The sequence below is a fragment of the Allobrachymonas denitrificans DSM 15123 genome, from assembly GCF_900110225.1.
GTDB lineage: Bacteria > Pseudomonadota > Gammaproteobacteria > Burkholderiales > Burkholderiaceae_C > Brachymonas > Brachymonas denitrificans.
Map to the genome: position 1 here is coordinate 33,521 of NZ_FOCW01000005.1, position 19,469 is coordinate 52,989.

A 19,469-nucleotide genomic window follows, 5' to 3' on the forward strand; every position below is an offset into this window, starting at 1 on the left:
GGTCGTTACCGGTCGTGCCGCCAGCAGACGCCGGCGGCAGGCCTTACACGGCCATGATGTCCTGTTCCTTGGACACCACCAGCTGGTCGATGGCCGCGATCTCCTTGTCGGTGATCTTCTGCACCTCGGCTTCGCTGCGCTTCTGGTCGTCTTCGGAGATGTCCTTGTCCTTGACCAGCTTCTTGACGGCTTCGTTGGCGTCGCGGCGCAGGTTGCGGATGGCGATCTTGGCGTTCTCGCCTTCGTGACGCACGATCTTGGTCATTTCCTTGCGGCGCTCTTCGCTCATGGGCGGCATCGGCACGCGGATCAGGTCACCCATGCTGGCGGGGTTCAGGCCCAGGTCGCTTTCGCGGATGGCCTTCTCGATCTTGGCGCCCATGGGCTTTTCCCAGGGCTGCACGCTCAGGGTACGCGCGTCGATGGCCGACACGTTGGCCACCTGGCTCAGCGGAACCATCGAACCATAGTAATCCACCAGCACCGTATCCAGGATGGCCGGGTTGGCGCGGCCGGTACGGATTTTGGTCAGGTTGTTCTTGAACGCGTTGATGGATTGCTCCATCTTGGCCTGCATGTTTTTCTTGATATCGGCAACCGACATGACTTCTCTCCAGATGACTGATTTCGCTCCAAGGGGCGGAATGTTCAAATATATACCAGTGTGCCCTCATCTTCACCCATCACGACGCGCTTGAGTGCGCCCGGCTTGAAGATGGAGAACACCTTGATCGGCAGTTTCTGGTCACGGCACAGGGCAAAGGCGGTGGCATCCATGATGCCCAGGTTCTTCGCGATGGCTTCGTCGAATGTCAGCTTGTCATAGCGGGTCGCGGACGGATCCTTCTTGGGATCGGCCGTGTAGACGCCGTCGACCTTGGTGGCTTTGAGCACCAGTTGCGCACCGATCTCGGCGCCGCGCAGCGCAGCGGCAGTGTCGGTCGTGAAGAAGGGGTTGCCGGTACCGGCAGCAAACACCACCACCTTGCCCTCTTCCAGGTACTGCAGCGCCTTGGGACGCACGTAGGGCTCGACCACCTGCTCGATGGAGATGGCCGACATCACGCGCGCCGTCAGGCCGATGTTGTTCATGGTGTCAGCCAGGGCCAGGGAGTTCATCACCGTGGCCAGCATGCCCATGTAATCGGCCGTCGCGCGGTCCATGCCGGCAGCGCCGCCAGCCATGCCGCGGAAAATGTTGCCGCCACCGATGACCACAGCCACCTCGACACCCAGCTTGCTCACCTCGGCCACTTCATTGGCCATGCGCAGAATGGTCTCGCGGTTGATGCCGTAGGCATCGTCACCCATCAGGGCCTCCCCGGAGAGCTTGAGCAGTACACGTTGAACGGCGGGTTTTTCGGTGGTCATGGCAATCTCCTAGGATGATGGTAGCGGATTGGGGAAAATGGAACAGGCGAAAAAAAGGCCGCGGAAGCCGGGTGCATGCACCCGTTTTCCGAGGCCCTTGCGGGGATCTGATTAACCCTGCTTGGCGGCTGCCACCTGGGCGGCCACTTCAGCGGCGAAATCGTCCACCTTCTTCTCGATGCCTTCGCCCACCACGTACAGGGTGAAGCCCTTGACGGTGGTGTTCTTCTCTTTCAGCATCTGCTCGACGGTCTGCTTGTCGTTCTTGACGAAGGGCTGGCTCAGCAGGGCCACTTCCTTCAGGTACTTCTGAACGGAGCCTTCGACCATCTTGGCGGCGATGTCGGCCGGCTTGCCGGATTCGACAGCCTTGGCGTTGGCAACGCTGCGCTCGCGCTCGATCAGCTCGGCGGGAACGTCAGCGCTGGACAGGGCCACGGGCTTCATGGCGGCGACGTGCATGGCAACGTCCTTGGCAGCGGTTTCGTCGCCTTCGAACTCGACGACCACACCGATGCGCGTGCCATGCAGGTAGGACACCAGTTGGCTGCCTTCGAAGTACTTGAAGCGGCGGAAGCTCATGTTCTCGCCGATCTTGCCGATCAGGCCCTTGCGCACGTCTTCCAGCGTGGGGCCGAAGCCGTCCTGCTCGTAGGGCAGCGCGCCCAGGGCTTCGACGTCGGCGGGGTTGTTCTTGGCAACCAGGTCAGCAGCAGCCTTGACCAGGGCCAGGAAGCTGTCGTTCTTGGTCACGAAGTCGGTTTCGCAGTTGACTTCCACCAGGGAGCCCTTGTTGCCCTCGATGGTGCTGGCAACGGCGCCTTCGGCAGTGATGCGGGCTGCGGCCTTGCCGGCCTTGCTGCCCAGCTTGACGCGCAGGATCTCTTCCGCCTTGACCATGTCGCCGTCGGCTTCGGTCAGGGCCTTCTTGCATTCCATCATCGGGGCATCGGTCTTGCCGCGCAGTTCGGCCACCATGCTTGCGGTAATTGCTGCCATCTGTAGTTCTCCGTATTCAGTTGGTTCGTTCGACTGTACTTACAGAAAAGGGGCACAGTGCGCCCCTCTTCCCTTATTGTGCCTTATGGGCGTGGCAGAGCCGTGACTCAGGCGTTGGCTTCGTCCACTTCGACGAATTCGTCGTCGCCTTCGGACACGGCCTTGACCACGTCGTTCACGGCGTTGGCACGGCCTTCCAGGATGGCGTCAGCCACACCGCGGGCATACAGGGCCACGGCCTTGGCGGAGTCGTCGTTGCCGGGGATCACGTAATCGATGCCGTCGGGGTTGTGGTTGGTGTCGACCACACCCACCAGCGGGATGCCCAGTTTCTTGGCTTCGGACACGGCGATCTTGTGGTAGCCGACGTCGATCACGAAGATGGCGTCAGGCAGGGCGTTCATGTCCTGGATACCGCCGATGTCCTTTTCCAGCTTTTCCAGTTCGCGGGCGAACATCAGCTGTTCTTTCTTGCTCATGCTCTCCAGGCCGGCTTCCTGCTGGGCTTTCATGTCCTTCAGGCGCTTGATGGAGGTCTTGACCGTCTTGAAGTTGGTCAGCATGCCGCCGAGCCAGCGCTGCTCGACGTAGGGCACGCCAGCGCGCTGGGCTTCAGCAGCGACGATGTCGCGGGAAGCGCGCTTGGTACCGACCATCAGGATGGTGCCGCGGTTGGCAGCCAGCTGACGCACGAACTTCATCGCCTCTTCGAACATCGGCAGGGTCTGCTCGAGATTGACGATGTGAATCTTGTTGCGGGCACCGAAGATGTACGGTGCCATTTTGGGGTTCCAGAAGCGGGTTTGGTGGCCGAAGTGGACACCGGCTTCCAGCATTTCACGCATGTTGGTAGACATTGGGATTCTCCAGAGGTTGGGTCTAAAATTCCGCTACGTTTGCCTGCACGGCGCAGTGGATTCACTGGCGGCGGGCAACACCCGGATCAGCGGATTTGCGATTTGCTCCACGAACCATGGCAGGGCGCCATGTGCAAAGCCGAAAAATTATAGCACGCCCATACACGGACGGATAGTCATGACCGGCACCCCCCTTCCCTCTCCCCCGCCTGCACGCCTGCATCTGTCGGCGCACGGCCACACCCTGCCCCTGCATGACATTGCGACCACCAGGGGGGTGGAGCAGCATCACATGGCGCTGCTGCCGGCACATGCGCTGATGCAGCGCGCCGGCTTGGCCGTGGCGCGCGTGGCGCTGGCCGTGGCACCGCATGCGCAGACGATCTGGATTGCCTGCGGGCCGGGGAACAACGGGGGCGACGGGCTGCAGGCCGGCGCCTGGCTGCAGGCACAGGGCAAGCAGGTGCTGGCGACCTTGCTGCAGCAGCCAGAAGCCTTGCCCGCCGATGCCCGCGCAGCGTACGCAGATGCGGTGGCGGCGGGCGTCAGCTTTGTTGACCGGGCGCCCCCTCTGCTCGCACACGACCTGTGCATCGACGCCCTGCTCGGGATTGGCGCCAGCCGCGCTCCCTCCGCTGCCATGCAGGCCTGCATCACGGCCATGCAGCAAGTCCCGTGCCAGACCCTGGCGGTGGATATTCCGACCGGGCTGCATGCGGAAACGGGACACTGGCTGGAAGGCGCCAGTGCTGCGCAATGCGTCCATGCCAACCATACGGTGACGCTGCTGACGCTCAAGCCCGGCTTGTTCACCGCCCATGGCCGGGATGCCAGCGGGCAGGTCTGGTTTGACGGGCTCGGCACCACAGCCTCCCCTGCGCCGGACGCTGCCAGCGCTACCGCATGGCTTCAGGGTGCGGACTTCAAGGCAGTGCCGCGCCTGCCGGAAAGCCCTCCAGCGTACGCCAGCCACAAGGGCAGCTTCGGCGACGTCTGCATTGTGGGCGGTGCCCCCGGCATGACAGGCGCCGCCTGGCTGGCCGGAAGCGCGGCCTTGCATGTGGGCGCCGGACGGGTTTACGTCGGCCATCTTGCAGCGGATGCAGGCAACGCATGGGCGGAACTGATGCCGCGTGCGCTGCCGGATGTAGCTGCGCTCGAGCACCTTCCGCTCACCTCTGCCACGACGGCCTGTGGTTGCGGCGGCGGAACCGTCATCGCCGATTTTCTGCCTGCCCTGCTGGATCAGTGTCCGCGACTGGTCATTGACGCGGATGGCCTGAATGCCGTGGCTGCCGATGCCGGTCTGCAGGCGCTGTTGCGCAAGCGGGCGAGCCGGCAGCAATGGACGATACTCACGCCGCATCCTCTGGAAGCGGCACGCCTGCTGGGCCTTGGCGCTCAGGAAGTTCAGACAGACCGCATGACAGCGGCTGCCGCGCTGGCGACGCAGTTCCAGTGTATGGTGGTTCTCAAGGGCTCCGGCAGCGTCTGCGCAGCGCCGGCCCTGCACACCGAGCCGGCACCTGCGAGCTCAGGCTGCTTCATGGCACTGGCGGAGCAATATGAACCCGAACCGGTCACTCCGCTGCCGACCGTGCACTATTCGGGCAATGCGCGGCTGGCCACTGCAGGCACGGGGGACGTGCTGGCCGGATGCATGGCGGCTTGCTGGGCACAGGCGCATCAGGCGAACCCGGGAGCATCCGGAATGGAAACCGCCCTGCATGCCGCCAATGCGGCCGTACAACTGCACGGCCACACGGCCAATATCTGGAATTACGGCACGACGCTAACTGCATCGGTGCTGGCTGCCTTGCTGCCACGCTACTCCGGCTGAGGCTGAGGCTGAGGCTGAGGCTGAGGCTGAGGCTGAGGCTGAGGCTGAGGCTGAGGCTGAGGCTGAGGCTGAGGCTGAGGCTGAGGCTGAGGCTGAGGCTGAGGCTGACGGATGCATGCTGCAGGCCGGCAGCCGTCGACCCATGCTGCATGTCGACACAACTGCACGGCGGCACCGCAACAGCCCCTTCGACACCACTTCGGATCACGAAGGGCTGGCCAGCCGGCACCGATCACGCCAGCTGACCCGCCCCATCTCAGGCCCGGCGCCGCTTGCTCGGCTTGGCCGACTTGCCACGTGATGGCGTGTCTGCCCGTGCGCCGCTGGCAGGCCTGGACGCTGTCTTGCCGCGCGCCTGACGTCGCGCCTCCTGCACTGGCGAGGCGGTACGCGCACTGCGCGTCGTGCGCTTGCGCGGCTGCCAGACGGTTTCCTCTTCGACCGCGCCACCGCCCGGCTCCACAGAGTCGGTTTCGTCCTCCACCGGAGCCGCCGCTTCGGCATTGCGCCTGGCGTTGCGCTTGCGCTGGGTCGCCGTGGTTCCCGAGACCAGACTTTCACCGGCACGCACCAGACGGAAGTCGATGCGACGGCCATCCAGGTCAACGCGGATCACCTGCACCTGCACGCGGCTGCCCAGGGCGAAACGCACACCGGTACGTTCGCCGCGCAATTCCTGGCGGGCTTCATCGAACTTGAAGTAGTCGCCGCCCAGCTCGGTGATGTGCACCAGACCCTCGACATACATCGCATCCAGCGTGACGAACAGGCCGAAGCTGGTGACGGTGCTGACCACGCCGCTGAATTCCTCGCCGAGGAAGTCGCGCATGTACTTGCACTTGAGCCAGGCTTCCACGTCGCGGCTGGCTTCGTCGGCACGGCGTTCGTTGGCGCTGCAGTGCAGGCCGGCTGCCTCCCACGCCTGCACTTCGGCCGTGGTCTTGCGCGGCTTGTGCGTGGGAGCCTTGACGCGGGCCGCCGCCGTCTTTTCGAGGCGGCGCGCCAGCTTGGCATGCGCCTCGCCCGGCGTGGGCAGGGCCGGCAGCACGTAGCGCTCGTTGTGCAGGATGGACTTGATGACACGATGCACCAGCAGGTCGGGATAGCGCCGGATCGGACTGGTGAAATGCGTGTACGCATCGAAGGCCAAGCCGAAGTGGCCACTGTTCTCGGGCGTGTAGATGGCCTGCTGCATGCTGCGCAGCAGCATGGTGTGGATCTGCTCGGCGTCCGGCCGATCCTTGGTGGCCTCGGCAATGGCGGCAAATTCGCGCGTCTGCGGTTCGTCACTGACGCCCAGCGGCACCCCCATGGTGCGCAGGTAGTTGCGCAGGGTCTCGACCTTTTCGGGTGTGGGCCCTTCGTGCACACGGAACAGGCCGGCGCGCTTGTGCTCGCCGATGAAGTCGGCCGCGCAGACGTTGGCGGCCAGCATGCACTCCTCGATCAGCTTGTGGGCATCGTTGCGCACGCGCGGCACGATTTTCTCGATACGGCCGTTCTCGTCACAGACGATCTGCGTCTCGACCGTGTCCAGATCGATCGCACCCCGGCGGTCGCGCGCCTTGAGCAGGGACTTGAACACGCCGTGCAGATCCAGCAGATTGTCCACGCGGTCCTTGAACTTGCGCGCGTCCAGCCCCTTGGTATTGGACAGGATGGCTGCCACCTGCGTGTAGGTGAAGCGTGCGTGGCTGTACATCACCGCCGGATAGAACTGGTAGGCGTGAATGTCGCCCTCTTCCGTGATCAGCATGTCGCAGACCATGCACAGGCGGTTCACCTCCGGGTTGAGCGAGCACAGGCCGTTGGACAGCTTCTCGGGCAGCATGGGAATCACGCGGCGCGGGAAGTAGACACTGGTGGCGCGGTCGTAGGCGTCGATGTCGATGGCATTGCCGGTCTGCACGTAGTGGCTGACGTCGGCGATGGCAACCAGCAGGCGCCAGCCCTTCTTCGCGGACTTGCCACGGCCCGACAGCACTGCCGGTTCGCAATACACGGCATCGTCGAAGTCGCGGGCGTCTTCGCCGTCGATGGTGACCAGAGGCACATCGGTCAGGTCGACACGGCCACCCAGATCGCCCGGCTGCACGGTGCTCGGCAAGGCCTTGGCCTGTTGCAGGCAGGCGTCGGAAAAGATGTGCGGCACACCGTACTTGCGCACGGCGATCTCGATCTCCATGCCGGGATCATCGACCTCGCCCAGCACTTCCTTGACGCGACCGACGGGCTGGCCATACAGCGCAGGCGCCTCGGTCAGCTCGACCACCACCACCTGGCCGGGACCGGCGGTGGCAGTGGCGTCCTTGGGAATCAGCACGTCCTGACCATAGCGCTTGTCTTCGGGCGCGACCAGCCAGACGCCGTTCTCCTGCAGGAGGCGGCCGATGATGGGCTGGTTGCTACGCTCAATGATCTCCACCACGCGCCCTTCGGGGCGGCCGCGGCGGTCGAGCCGTGCGATGCGGACCTTGACGCGGTCCTTGTGCAGCACAGCGCGCATTTCATTGGGGGGAAGGTAGACATCGGGGCGTCCGTCGTCCGGAATCACAAAGCCGTGCCCGTCGCGGTGTCCCTGCACCACACCTTCAATTTCTTGGTCAAAATCTTTTTCTTGATTTTGTTTTTTTGCGGAATTCTTGATACAATCACCTTCTTAAGTTGATGCCCAGGTGGCGGAATTGGTAGACGCACTAGTTTCAGGTACTAGCGAGTAACATCGTGGAGGTTCGAGTCCTCTCCTGGGCACCATCAACAGAAGCAAATCATAGCCGCCAATAGGCGGTTTTTTGATGCTGCAAACAATGTTTCGGAAACATGACCTGCTTCAGGCAGATGACTCCGAAAAGTTTTTTTGCAACAGGCTTCAAAACAGAAAATTTACTGTTATAGTAACGCCTTCTTCAGATGACGCCCAGGTGGCGGAATTGGTAGACGCACTAGTTTCAGGTACTAGCGAGTAACATCGTGGAGGTTCGAGTCCTCTCCTGGGCACCAGTCATCGAAGAAACGCAATCAACCGCCCTTGAGGCGGTTTTTTGTTGCCTGTTGATTGAACGTCGCAGAGGCAAGTGGGTCAGACTGCACACACTTGGGATTCCGGTTCCTCGTATTCGTGGCTCGTCGAACGATTGCGGCAGCCCCCACCCTCACGGACGCCTGGCCGATTCCACGACGACGCGCAAGCCACCCAATGCCTCGCTGCGACCAAGCACGATATCCAGGCCATGCCGTGCAGCAATACGCCGCACAATGGACCAGCCGAGGCCACTGCCTGTCTTGCCGGTGCCGAGCACGCGGAAGAAGCGTTCACCCAGTCGGGCCATGTCTTCCTCGCTCATGCCGGGGCCGCTATCTTCCACCACCCAGCGCACGCCTCCTTCAGGCTGCTGCGCGAAGGACACGCGCACTTCTGCGCCGTCCGGGCTGTAGCGCAAGGCGTTATCCAGCAGGTTGCGCAGCAACACTCCCGCGAGCGTGGGCGGCAGCGAGGACGGCAATTGCGCGGGTGCCTCGCATTCGATGGTCTGGTCGCGCGGATCAGCCTGCGTGTATTGCAGGTCCTGCACGACCTGGCGCAAGGCGGGAAGGATATCGGCAGTTGGAGCACCGTCGGTACGCGCAGCGGCATCCTCGGTGTCTGCCTCGAGACGGGCCAGCTGCAGCAGCTGCTCGACCATGCGCGTGGCGCGGTCGCATCCCTGCAGCACCCCTTGCAGGGCATGCTGACGCTCTCCGTCATCCTGTGCGCCCAGAGCCACCTGCGCCATCATGCGGATGGCGGCAATGGGGGTACGCAGCTCATGGGCTGCATCAGCGGTGAATCGGCGCTCGTTCTGCAGCATGTCACCGATGCGGACGAACATCTGGTTGATGGCACGCGTCAGCGGCTGGATCTCGCGCGGGGTCCGCTCCAGCATCAGAGGGGCGTGGGAATGCGGAGGCCGCTGTGCGATCTGCTGCCCCACTTCGCGCAAGGGACGCATGGCCGCGCGCAGCGACAGCCAGGCGACCAGCGCCACTACCGGGAACATCAGCAGCAAGGCCAGCAACAGGGTGCGCACACTGGCGGTGGCGATCTCGTGGCGCACTTCGGCGTCCTCTGCCACCATCACGCGGACCTTGTCATCATCGCCTGCTGCTGTGAAGACGCGCCAGTTGCGCTGTCCCGTCCTCGCGTCGGAAAAACCCAGGCTGCCGTCGCCCAGGGGCTGACGCGGCGCATGCAGGGACTGCGCGAGCAGGGAGTCTCCTTTCCAGACCTGGTACACGGTGTGGATGTGGTATTTGCGCCCGCCCTTGCCGCGGCGCGGACGCTGCTCCAGTTCTCCGAATTCATCCTCGTCGATTTCGTCCAGCGGTTGCGCGGCCAGCAACAGCGCCGTCTGTTCGAGATGCGTGTCCAGCAGTTCGTTGACTTCGTGGCGCGTGATGTACCAGGTGCCGGCGATCACCATCACCCACACCAGCGCCAATGCCGAGAGGATGACAGTCAGCAGGCGCAGGTAGATGGAATAGCTGCGCGCAGGCGCTGCCGCCGCATCCTGCGGAGCCGAAGAAGCCCCCCTGCCTGCCAGACGCATGATCACTCTCCGCTGCGTACCACTTCAGGCAGCAGATAGCCTACGCCGCGCACCGTCTCGATCAGCTCGCTGCCGAGCTTGCGGCGCAGGTGATAGACATGCACCTCCACCGCATTGCTTGCGACTTCGGTGCCCCAAGGATAGATTTTCTCTTCCAGCTGCTCGCGGCTCATGACGCGGCCGGCGTTGCGCATCAGGGCATGCAGCAGATCGTATTCGCGCTGCGCCAGATCAACGGGCTTGCCTGCCAACGTGACCTTGTGCGCAGACGGATCCAGCACCACGTCTCCGGCGCGAAGCATGTTGCTTGCCTGCCCGCTGGAGCGGCGCACCAGGGCGCGCAGACGCGCGGCCAGTTCATGCAGATCGACCGGCTTGACGACGTAATCGTCGGCGCCGGTATCGAGACCCTGGATACGCGACTGCACGGCGTCACGCGCGGTGAGCACCAGCACCGGGGTGGAGCGGCCCTGCTGGCGCAGGGCCTGCAGCACTTCCATGCCATCCATGCGCGGCAGGCCCAGATCGAGCACGGCGGCCTCGTAATCCACCGCCTGCAGCTCGCGCAGGGCGGCGCTGCCGTCCCGCACCCAGTCCACATGGAAGCCCTGCTGCTGCAGCCCCGCACGCAGTGCGGTGCCCAGCAGTTCGTCGTCTTCGGCCAGCAGGATACGCATGATGTTTCGAGTGCTCCCTAATCGCTTGCTTGCTCAGTCGTCGTCATGGTCGCCGGCATCGCCGCTGCCCTGCATGAGTGCGGGCGTTGCGCCGTCGGCAGTCAGCGCTGAGCGCGCATCCTGCCAGTACCATCCGCCAAAGGCTACCATAGCCAGACTCAGCAGGAGTGCCAGCCAGGCACGATTGTGCGGAACCAGATCCGGGCCGGAGCCAGGCTGGCGACCACCCAGCATGGGGCGCACCAGATTCTGGCCACGCAGCAGGCTGCCAACCAGCAACACTCCCAGATGCAGCAGCACGGCAAACAAGGCGAAGTTGCCCAGCCACTCGTGCAGCTCTGCCATCCACTCGCCCGTGATTTCCTGATAGGTGATGTAGCCGCTCAGCCCCAGCCAGGGCAAGGCAGCGATCAGCACGACGATGGACAGGCTGGTGCCCTGGCTCATGGCCTGGCGCAGTTGCGTGCCGGGTTGTGCCGTCCAGGCCTGCAGGCCGCGGCTGGAGAACTGCTCGCGCAGCCAGCGCAGGGAGGAGACCATGCGACGCCCCCAGATGGTCAGCGCAACCGACTGCGGGCCGACAAGACCCCAGACGATACGGAACACCAGTGCGATCACCATGCTGTAGCCGGCGATCACGTGCCAGATGCGCCAGCTTTCGCTGTCACCGGTGATGTAGGCCACCAGGAAGCTGGCGGCGATCCACCAGTGGGCAGCGCGGGTGGGCGCGTCCTTCACGCGGCGGGTGGGTGCAGCTGCCGCAGCAGCGGCAGGAACGGAAGAAACAGTGGTGTTCATGGTGGTCTCCGGAATCAGCGCGGGATACGCACGCTGTCTTCGTCATAGTTGCCCTTGTCGGCACCGGTGTGGCAGGCCATGCAGTTAGCCGGGCTGCCGATCTTGGCGCGCTTGAAGGTGGAGGCAGGAATTTCGTCGTGCTCGTGCAGGAACCAGCGCGTGCGGGTGATGCGGTCTTCCGGCGGCGTACCCAGGCGACGGGAACTGCCGGCATTGGCCTGCAGCCAGGTGGAAATGGTCTTGACGCTGGCAGCATCGATGGAGGCATCGGTGCCGTAGTGCTTGTCCAGCGTGTTCATCATGCGTTGCCACGAGGCTGCCGGCAGAAAGCGCGGCTCGAAGGCCATGTGGCAGGAGGCGCATTCGGCCTGGTAGGCTTTGGGCATGGCTGCGAGAGCCGTCTTGGCAGCCGGACGCCTTTCGGATTCGCGGCGCTCGCTGCGGGGTGCTTCGCGCTCCTCATGATCGTCGTCGGCAAGCACCTGACTGCTGAACAGGGGCAAGGTGATGGCAGCGCCTACGGCGGCAATGCCGGCAATCCACCAGCGCTTGCGGCCAGCAGACGGTTGTGAAGTTGGTTGCATGACGTTCTCCTTGAAGGTGGATCAGCGACGCAGGCTGATGAGATAGGCCATGAAGTCGGCCTTTTCCTGTGCCGAGCATTCGCGCTTGAAGACATCGTTGCAGTTGCGCTTGAACCACTTGTCGACCTTGGCGGTTTCGGTGAAGCGGTCGGCCTGCACGGCCGGGGCCAGCGGGGCAATGGTCTTGCCGGTGCTGGCATGGCGGCCGGCTGTCACGGGAGGAGCGTTATGGCAGGAGGCGCAACTCCATTCGTAGCCATGCCTGGAATTGAACAGTTGCTGACCACGCGCAACCTGGCCGGGGCCGGACTGCGACTGGAATCGCTGCAGCTGCTGCTGGGCGCTGGTGTCTGCCGCCTGTGCGGGCACAGTCAGCAAGAGGCCGACCAGGCCCACGGCGGGCAGCAGGTGTTTGAGAAAGGTGGGGCGTTGCATGGAAGCTCCTGGGGGTGTCCTTGAATGGTTCCCATGGTGCCCACCGCATCTGAAAGCCGGCTTAAGAGACGATGCACTCTGCCCTGCAGGCGAAAAAAATGCACCCGGCTTTCGCGCGGGTGCATTTGGCTCTAGTTTGCTGCCTGCTTATTTGCGCAGCAGCACCTTGAGCGTCTGCTGCAGGCGGCGTGCGCGGGCAGCATCGTGGCTGTCGGCCAGCACCTGGGCCACGTCGCTGATCCAGGTCTCGGCAGGAGCCGGATCGTGACGGCGGGTCAGCAGTTGCAGCTGCAGCGCGCGGCGTGCCGTCAGATGCTCGGCAGGGGTCGGCACTTCGGCTGCCATTTCCAGACGCAGCAGCGCGGTGTCGGAAGCACCCGCCTTGGCAGGCGCGCCCAGCGCAGCCACCCAGGTGTTGCGTTGCGCACCGGGCACGGCCTTGCCCAGCTCGCTGGCGCTAGGCACCGCGTCGCCCTGGCGCTTTTCCCAGGCGCCGAGCAGATTGGTGATGGTCTCGCCATGGGCTTGTTCCGCCAGCTTGCGCAGGGCAGCCTGGGCATGGTCCAGCGCATCACGCTGGGCACGGAAAGCCGTGTCGCCCAGACGCGGCGCACGCGGGCCACGCTCGAAGCGGTCGTCGAAACGACCACGCGGACCGTCACGGCGATCGCCAGGGCGGCCATCACGGCGGTCACGCCCGCCACGACGATCATCCTGGGGCTTGCCGCCCTGCTCGCCCATGCGGGCCTGCGGACGGTCATCGCCGCGCACGGCAATGGCCGGACGATGCTGCAAGGCTGTTGGTGCAGGCGGACGCGGCGCCCCTTCTTCGGCCGGCGCAGCTTCAGCCGGAGCCTGCGGGGCTGCTGCAGGCGCTTCTTCGGCATGCGAGGCCACTTCGGCAGCGGCTTCGCGCTGGCCCTTGATGGCGTCTTCCAGCGCGCGCATGGCAGCGTGGATGGCCTGGGCATCGCCCTTGGCATTGGCCGCTTCCAGGGCCTTGGCAGCTTCCACCACCACCTGGTCGCGCTCGCTCAGGGCGGCCTGGGCATGTTCGCGCTGCTGGTGCTTGCGCTGGAAGGCTTCATCCAGCGGCTTGCGGAAGGCGTCCCACAGCTTCTGTTCGTGCTTGCGCTCCAGCGGCACCGACTGCGCCTCGTGCTGCCAGCGCTGCTGCAGCGCCTTGATGGCATCAATGCGCAGGCTGGCGGCGGCACCCAGTTCACGGGCTTCGTCAATCATGGCCTGGCGCACCTGCACGCTGGCTTTCTGCGCGGCATCGAGATGGGCGCCGGCTTCGGCCATGGCGGCCTTCCAGCGCGGCTGCAGTTCGGCAAACACCTTTTCGCTCAGGTGGCCGGCTTCGCGCCAGCGGCGGGAGAAGCCGAGCAGGTCGCGGTGGGCGGCCTTCCAGTCGGCAATGCCGGACTGCACCTGCCGGGCATGCTGTTCGCCCCAGGCCTTGAGTTCGTCCATCAGGTGAAGGCGGGCGGCCTTCTGTTCGGCCGCATGCTCCTTCATGGAGGTCAGCCAGGCTTCCACGATGCGGTAGGCCTCGTTGCAGGCCGCGTCGAAACGCTTCCACAGCGCGTGGTTGGGCACGCCGCCCTGGTCGGTCTGTTTCCACTGCTCACGCAGGTGGCGCAGGGTTTCCTGCAGCTTGCGCGGGCTGAGCTTGCTGGTCGGCATCGGACGCGGGCCGGCGGGTTGTGCCTTGGCTGGCTTGGCCTTGAGTTGCTTGGCCGGAGCCGGCGCGGATTCTGCCTTGGCCTCGGCCGTGTCAGTTTGGGAGGCGGCAGCAGGCGTTTCCGCATCGGTGGCTGCTTGGGCAGATTCCGACGGTGCTGCCGCAGCTTCTGCAGCAGGAGCCTCCACAGGCGCTTCCTGCGTCTCGGCGGACACCTCGGCAGTGGCCTCTTCCGACGGAGCGCCAGCACTTGCGGGCTCTTCAGCGGGAATGTCAGCACCTGCAGCCTCGGTAGACGCAGGCACCTGCTCAGCAGCGGCCTGATCAGCCAGCGCACCTGCTTCTTCAGCCGCCATCTGGGCAACCTGGCTTTCGCCCTGCTCTGCTGCCTCTGCAGCGGCGGATTCAGCGGGCGCCGCAGCAGGAGCCGCCTCCGGTGCTGCTTTCTGGGCGGCAGCACGTTCCGGGCGATCAATCAGCGCTTCGGCCTGCTGCACCAGTTCCTGGCGAATCTGGTCGGCGCGCCAACGCTGCCAACCTTCGAGCTCTCCTGCCGAAGCCAGAACCGCATGGGCCTTGCCCTCGAGTTCGGCACCCACTTGCTTGCGATGTTCCTTGAGTGCATTGCGCAAGGCCTGGGCAGCCGCCACGCTGGCCTTGCTATGGCCGCTGACCAGTTCCTGCTCCAAAGCCGTCACTGCAGCCTGAACGGCCGCTTCGGCATCGGCACGACGCTGTGCCTGCTGGGGATCCTTGGGTGCCGCAGGCTCGCCCTCGGCCTCTGCCACTGCAGCAGGAGCGATTTCCTCGCCACGCAGAACGCGCAATTCATCGGCCCATACCGGCACCGGCGGCAGCGGGCGAGATGCGTCCTCGACAGCGGCACGGGTCTGGCCCAGTGCATCTTCAAAGGCACGCACCACCAGCTGCAATTGTTCGATGGCGCTTTCCAGCTGCGTCACGTGCTTGGGATCCACACTCTGCCAGGCGGCATCCTGCTGCAGGGCCTGCGCCTGTTCGCGCCAGTGCGCCACATCGGCATTCAGGCTGGCTTCGGCCGCATCGGCTTCCTTCCAGCTCTTGGTGGACAGCACCTCGATACGCTGCGCCAGCAGCACGGCCGCCTCACGGTGCACCTGCACGCGGGTCTGCAGATCCTCGATCGTCTTGATGCGCTCGGCCAGCTGTTGCTTGAGCGTGGCGAGCGGCTCCTTGCTCAAGGGCGCACCCGCCTTGGCGGCATCACGCTGCCAGGCCATGGCGTCGGCAATGTTCAGCTTGCCCGTCTGCAACAGCTGCTCGGCCTTGGCGCCCCACTCTGCCGCCAGCAGCTCCTGCCCCTTGCTGCGCTTGATCTCGTCCAGCTTCTCGCGCAGCGCCTTGGCGGCACCCTTGTCGCGCGCGCTCAGTTCCTTGAACACTTCCTGCATGCTGGCGACATCGGGGTCGGTTGCCAGCCAGGCACGCACGCGCGCAGCGCGGTCGCCCGAGGTGGCCGCCGAAAACACGCCGCCCGTCAGGGCATCAAGCGGATGCGCGGCCTGACGGCCGGAAGCGTTGGAGGAAGCGCTGGCTTCCGGGCCCCCCGCGGGGGTGGAATCATTGGATTCAGCCTCGGGGCCGGCACCAAATAGTGGAAAGCGGATCATGTCAGTAGTCGGTTGGAGTCGTTCCGGAAATGGAAAATGCCGCGCACGACGGCATCAAGGACTATTTTGCCCGCTTTTTCACGGTGTTGTCATCCGCCAACGTCCGGCAGGCCGAACTTGCCTTCCGATACTGCCCATGATCCCCCGGGGATGGGACTCCCAATCGAACGGGCATGCGGCAAACATGCGCGCGCAGGCTCTCCCAGAGGGGAAACAGGTGTCAGACACTACAAATAGAGGCCCGCAAATCGCAGGGAAGCACCGGGAAAACCCGGCATTTCACCCCATTTTCAGCGTCAAAATCATTTCCAAAAGTCATGTTTCAAACAGGTTTTATTCTTGACGGGGATTTAGGAGGCTTTCTAGAATGCGTTTATTCCGCACACTGCCTATTTTTTCATCGGCGTGTGCCCGTGCAGGCGGACATTTCTGCACTGATGAACCCATGTGCCGCTGGCCAGCCACTTGAGATAGTGGCGCCCTGCAGCCTTGCTGCAAAACCGGCACCGCAGTCCGCCCGCAATCCGATCAGCATCCGTGTCCGTGGGTTGGACGACGGATAACCGAGGACCCGCGCTTGACCGCCGTCTCCACCTCTATCGATTCCCCGCTGGCATCCACCAATGACAGCGAGGCCACCTCCTGGAAGCACCCGCTGCGCAAGCTGGGCCGCGGCTTCTTCCTGGTGACTCACAGCAGCATGGCCCTGGTTGGCATCGGCGCCGTGCTGTCCGCAGGCGTGCTGGCAGCCCAGCCGGAACTGCGCGATGACGCCGCTGCCCATGTGGTGGACTGGCTGACGCCGGGCGAGGCTGCTCAGCCCGCGCTGGAAAGCCTGACCGCAGATGCCGCGGCCGTGTTTGCCAGCTCTGCCTCTGCCGTGGAATCCACGCCGGTGGTGCCTGCCGCCACCACGGAAGCCCGCTTCCCCGCCACCGATCCGGCTGACCTGCCGCGCCAGCAAGCCGCAGTCACCTACTGGATCAGCAAGAAATACCGAGTGGCCCCGGAACCGGTGGGCCTGCTGGTGAAGGAAGCCTTTGCCGTCGGCAGCCAGGAGAAGATCGATCCTTCGCTGATCCTGGCCATCATGGCGATCGAATCCAGCTTCAACCCGTTTGCGCAGAGCACCGTGGGTGCGCAGGGCCTGATGCAGGTGATGACCAAGATCCACTCCGACAAGTACGCCGACCTGGGTGGCAATCTGGCCGCCTTCGACCCGGTGAGCAACCTGCGCGTGGGCGTGAAGGTGCTCAAGGAAACCATCGCCCGCGCTGGCTCGCTGCGTGGCGGCCTCAAATACTATGTAGGCGCTGCCAACCTGCCCACCGATCAGGGCTATGGCGACAAGGTGCTGGCCGAGTACGCCCGCATCCAGGCCGTGGCCCAGGGCCGCACCGTGGCATCGAATGCCCAGCTGCCGGTGAAGGAGCCGCAGGCGCCCAAGGCAGCCAGCGTGAAGCTGGCGGCAGCCAAGCCGCAGGCCGAGGCCGCGGATGGTCGCAAGCGCACGCAGATCGCTGCAGCCCCGATGCAGGCCAGCTACAGCAAGCGCAACTCGCCCTCCTCCGTGGATGGCAGCGCACCGCTGGTGCAGCGCGCCCTGGCCAAGGGCAACATGAAGACGGATGGCGCCCGCCGCCTGGAACTGGCACGTAACGATGCCGGCATGACAACGGATAGCGGCGCAGCCGACAGCGCTACACAGTAAGCACAAGGCTCCGGAAAACCGTTGCAGGAGGACTGCGCTTGTGCCCCTGCAGGGTTCAAGGCAAAGCAGGATTCCGCTACACTTGAGCCCGTACACAACTGGCGATAGGCATCGGGTTCCGCTCCCGATGCTGACGTGGATCCGGCCAGCCTGCCACAGGCATGCGCAGCGCCATCACCACGGGGAAGTGTGCCATCGCAGCCCGCCCTTTCGGGTTGATGCGATGATTTTGCCGTTCGCCTGGGCAGCCCTGACGCCGCGTCCCGCGCAGGGGTCAATCTCCTTTTGACGAAAGACTGCCAATATGTATCAGCGCAACATCCTGATTGAACAAACCGATCCCGAACTGTGGGCAGCCATCCAGGCCGAGAACCAGCGCCAGGAAGACCACATCGAACTGATTGCCAGCGAAAACTACGCATCCCCGGCCGTGATGGCCGCCCAGGGCACGCAACTGACCAACAAGTACGCCGAAGGCTACCCGGGCAAGCGCTACTACGGTGGCTGCGAGTACGTGGACGTGGCCGAGCAGCTGGCCATCGACCGCGTGAAGCAGCTGTTCGGCGCAGAAGCCGCCAACGTCCAGCCGCACTGCGGTGCTTCCGCCAACGAGGCCGTGTTCCTGGCCTTCCTGAAGCCCGGTGACACCATCATGGGCATGAGCCTGGCCGAAGGCGGTCACCTGACGCACGGCATGGCCCTGAACATGTCCGGCAAGTGGTTCAACGTGGTCAGCTACGGTCTGAACGAGCAGGAAGAAATCGACTACGATGCCATGGAACGCAAGGCCCATGAGTGCAAGCCCAAGCTGATCATCGCCGGCGCCTCGGCCTACAGCCTGCGTATCGACTTCGAGCGCTTTGCCAAGGTCGCCAAGGCTGTGGGCGCCATCTTCATGGTGGACATGGCCCACTACGCCGGCTTGGTGGCTGCAGGCGTGTACCCCAACCCGGTGCCGCATGCCGACGTGGTCACCTCCACCACGCACAAGAGCCTGCGTGGCCCGCGCGGCGGCATCATCCTGATGAAGGCCGAACACGAGAAGGCGATCAACAGCGCCATCTTCCCGGGCCTGCAGGGTGGTCCGCTGATGCACGTCATCGCTGCCAAGGCTGTGGCCTTCAAGGAAGCCCTGAGCCCCGAGTTCAAGGCCTACCAGGAACAGGTGGCCAAGAACGCCGTGGTGATGGCCGAGACGCTGACGCAGCGCGGCCTGCGCATCATCAGCGGCCGTACCGAAAGCCATGTGATGCTGGTGGATCTGCGCAGCAAGGGCATTACCGGCAAGGAAGCCGAAGCCGTGCTGGGCGCCGCCCACATGACGATCAACAAGAACGCCATCCCGAACGACCCCGAGAAGCCGTTCGTGACCAGCGGTGTGCGTATCGGCACCCCGGCACTGACTACGCGCGGCTTCAAGGAAGAAGAGACCCGCATCACGGCCAACCTGATCGCCGACGTGCTGGACAACCCGCGTGACGAAGCCAATCTGGAGGCCGTGCGCGCCAAGGTGGCTGAACTGACGCGCCGCTTCCCGGTTTACGGCTAAGCTGCCTGTCTGAAGCGCTTCGGCGTTGCGTGCCTCCTGCGTGCGGGAGATGCGTGGCACGAGGCGCTTTTTATTTGGGCGTGTGGTGGGCGTTTGCCTTGCCGGGCGCCCGGGCTCGCTGCACTGTCCCCGAGCCCGTTGCAATGTCCCCTTCCGAACCTCCCTTCCGGAGACTGCCATGAAATGCCCTTTCTGCGGCCATAACGACACCCAGGTGGTGGAAACGCGCCTGTCCGAGGAAGGCGACACCGTGCGCCGCCGCCGCAAGTGCGGCCAGTGCGAAAAGCGCTTTACCACTTACGAGCGCGCGGAAGTGACGATGCCGGTGGTGGTGAAAAAGGACGGCCGCCGCGTGGAATACGACCGGCACAAGCTGCAGGCCTCGTTTGCGCTGGCGCTGCGCAAACGCAGCGTGAGCACCGAACAGGTCGATGGTGCCATCAGCCGCATCGAGGAAAAGCTGCGCACCTTGGGCGAACGCGAGATTGCCAGCAACCAGCTGGGCGAGCTGGTGATGCGCGAACTCAAGAAGCTGGACAAGGTGGCCTATATCCGCTTTGCCAGCGTGTACCGCAGCTTTCAGGATATCGACGAGTTCACTGCGCTGGTGGACGAAGTGCGGAAATAAGCAGGCCGCGTGCGCCGGGGCATGGCTTCCCGGCGGCAATGCCACGGCGCTGGACGTTTAGACGTTTAGACGTTTAGACGTTTAGACGTTTAGACGTT

15 protein-coding genes and 2 tRNA genes are annotated in these 19,469 nt (G+C 64.4%); 6 read left to right on the forward strand and 11 right to left on the reverse strand.

What is annotated here, in order from left to right; genetic code table 11:
- Nucleotides 1-43: 43 nt before the first annotated feature.
- The 4 genes from frr to rpsB form a co-directional block, all read right to left on the reverse strand.
- Nucleotides 44-604: a ribosome recycling factor gene (gene frr / locus BMW28_RS09340; protein WP_091817046.1), complete on the reverse strand. Its 561-nt coding sequence runs from the start codon at nt 602-604 to the stop codon at nt 44-46.
- 44 nt (nt 605-648) lie between these two features.
- Entirely contained in the window at nt 649-1,371 is a 723-nt protein-coding gene (gene pyrH, locus BMW28_RS09345; RefSeq protein WP_091817048.1) for a UMP kinase, read from the reverse strand.
- A gap of 111 nt (nt 1,372-1,482) precedes the next feature.
- Nucleotides 1,483-2,370, reverse strand: a complete 888-nt coding sequence (gene tsf, locus BMW28_RS09350; protein ID WP_091817051.1) for a translation elongation factor Ts — start codon at nt 2,368-2,370, stop codon at nt 1,483-1,485.
- A gap of 107 nt (nt 2,371-2,477) precedes the next feature.
- Entirely contained in the window at nt 2,478-3,227 is a 750-nt protein-coding gene (gene rpsB / locus BMW28_RS09355; RefSeq protein WP_091817055.1) for a 30S ribosomal protein S2, read from the reverse strand.
- Nucleotides 3,228-3,405: 178 nt separating this feature from the next.
- Here rpsB and BMW28_RS09360 point away from each other — a divergent pair, with 178 nt between their 5' ends.
- Nucleotides 3,406-5,067 carry an NAD(P)H-hydrate epimerase gene (locus tag BMW28_RS09360; RefSeq protein WP_091817057.1) on the forward strand — a complete coding sequence of 554 codons (1,662 nt, stop codon included), beginning with the start codon at nt 3,406-3,408 and terminating at the stop codon, nt 5,065-5,067.
- Between the two features lie 256 nt (nt 5,068-5,323).
- Here BMW28_RS09360 and rnr read toward each other — a convergent pair whose 3' ends face one another.
- Nucleotides 5,324-7,714, reverse strand: a complete 2,391-nt coding sequence (rnr, locus tag BMW28_RS09365; RefSeq protein ID WP_091817060.1) for a ribonuclease R — start codon at nt 7,712-7,714, stop codon at nt 5,324-5,326.
- Between the two features lie 22 nt (nt 7,715-7,736).
- Between rnr and BMW28_RS09370 the strand changes: the two genes are divergently transcribed.
- Nucleotides 7,737-7,821 (forward strand) — tRNA-Leu (locus BMW28_RS09370).
- 161 nt (nt 7,822-7,982) lie between these two features.
- Nucleotides 7,983-8,067 (forward strand) — tRNA-Leu (locus BMW28_RS09375).
- 152 nt (nt 8,068-8,219) lie between these two features.
- On the opposite strand, the gene BMW28_RS09380 is transcribed toward BMW28_RS09375, so the two are convergent.
- The 6 genes from BMW28_RS09380 to BMW28_RS09405 form a co-directional block, all read right to left on the reverse strand.
- Complete coding sequence (locus tag BMW28_RS09380) at nt 8,220-9,653, reverse strand: ATP-binding protein (RefSeq protein WP_091817063.1); 1,434 nt, start codon at nt 9,651-9,653, stop codon at nt 8,220-8,222.
- Nucleotides 9,654-9,655: 2 nt separating this feature from the next.
- Nucleotides 9,656-10,330, reverse strand: a complete 675-nt coding sequence (locus BMW28_RS09385; RefSeq protein ID WP_091817066.1) for a response regulator — start codon at nt 10,328-10,330, stop codon at nt 9,656-9,658.
- 33 nt (nt 10,331-10,363) lie between these two features.
- Complete coding sequence (locus tag BMW28_RS09390) at nt 10,364-11,128, reverse strand: cytochrome b/b6 domain-containing protein (RefSeq protein ID WP_091817069.1); 765 nt, start codon at nt 11,126-11,128, stop codon at nt 10,364-10,366.
- A gap of 14 nt (nt 11,129-11,142) precedes the next feature.
- Complete coding sequence (locus BMW28_RS09395; RefSeq protein WP_234970105.1) at nt 11,143-11,712, reverse strand: diheme cytochrome c; 570 nt, start codon at nt 11,710-11,712, stop codon at nt 11,143-11,145.
- Between the two features lie 21 nt (nt 11,713-11,733).
- The gene (locus tag BMW28_RS09400) at nt 11,734-12,147 is read right to left on the reverse strand and encodes a DUF1924 domain-containing protein (RefSeq protein WP_091817071.1); all 414 of its coding nucleotides are present in this window, start codon (nt 12,145-12,147) and stop codon (nt 11,734-11,736) included.
- Between the two features lie 147 nt (nt 12,148-12,294).
- Nucleotides 12,295-15,483, reverse strand: a complete 3,189-nt coding sequence (locus BMW28_RS09405) for a DUF349 domain-containing protein (RefSeq protein WP_091817074.1) — start codon at nt 15,481-15,483, stop codon at nt 12,295-12,297.
- A gap of 577 nt (nt 15,484-16,060) precedes the next feature.
- Between BMW28_RS09405 and BMW28_RS09410 the strand changes: the two genes are divergently transcribed.
- The 3 genes from BMW28_RS09410 to nrdR all read left to right on the forward strand — a co-directional run bounded on the left by BMW28_RS09410 (nt 16,061) and on the right by nrdR (nt 19,371).
- Nucleotides 16,061-17,194, forward strand: coding sequence for a lytic transglycosylase domain-containing protein (locus BMW28_RS09410; protein WP_327020818.1), 1,134 nt, complete (start codon nt 16,061-16,063; stop codon nt 17,192-17,194).
- A 304-nt stretch (nt 17,195-17,498) separates the two neighbouring features.
- A complete protein-coding gene (gene glyA, locus BMW28_RS09415) occupies nt 17,499-18,743 on the forward strand; it encodes a serine hydroxymethyltransferase (protein WP_091817076.1) in 1,245 nt (414 codons plus the stop codon).
- A 178-nt stretch (nt 18,744-18,921) separates the two neighbouring features.
- Nucleotides 18,922-19,371 carry a transcriptional regulator NrdR gene (gene nrdR / locus BMW28_RS09420; protein ID WP_091817079.1) on the forward strand — a complete coding sequence of 150 codons (450 nt, stop codon included), beginning with the start codon at nt 18,922-18,924 and terminating at the stop codon, nt 19,369-19,371.
- Nucleotides 19,372-19,469 lie beyond the last annotated feature (98 nt).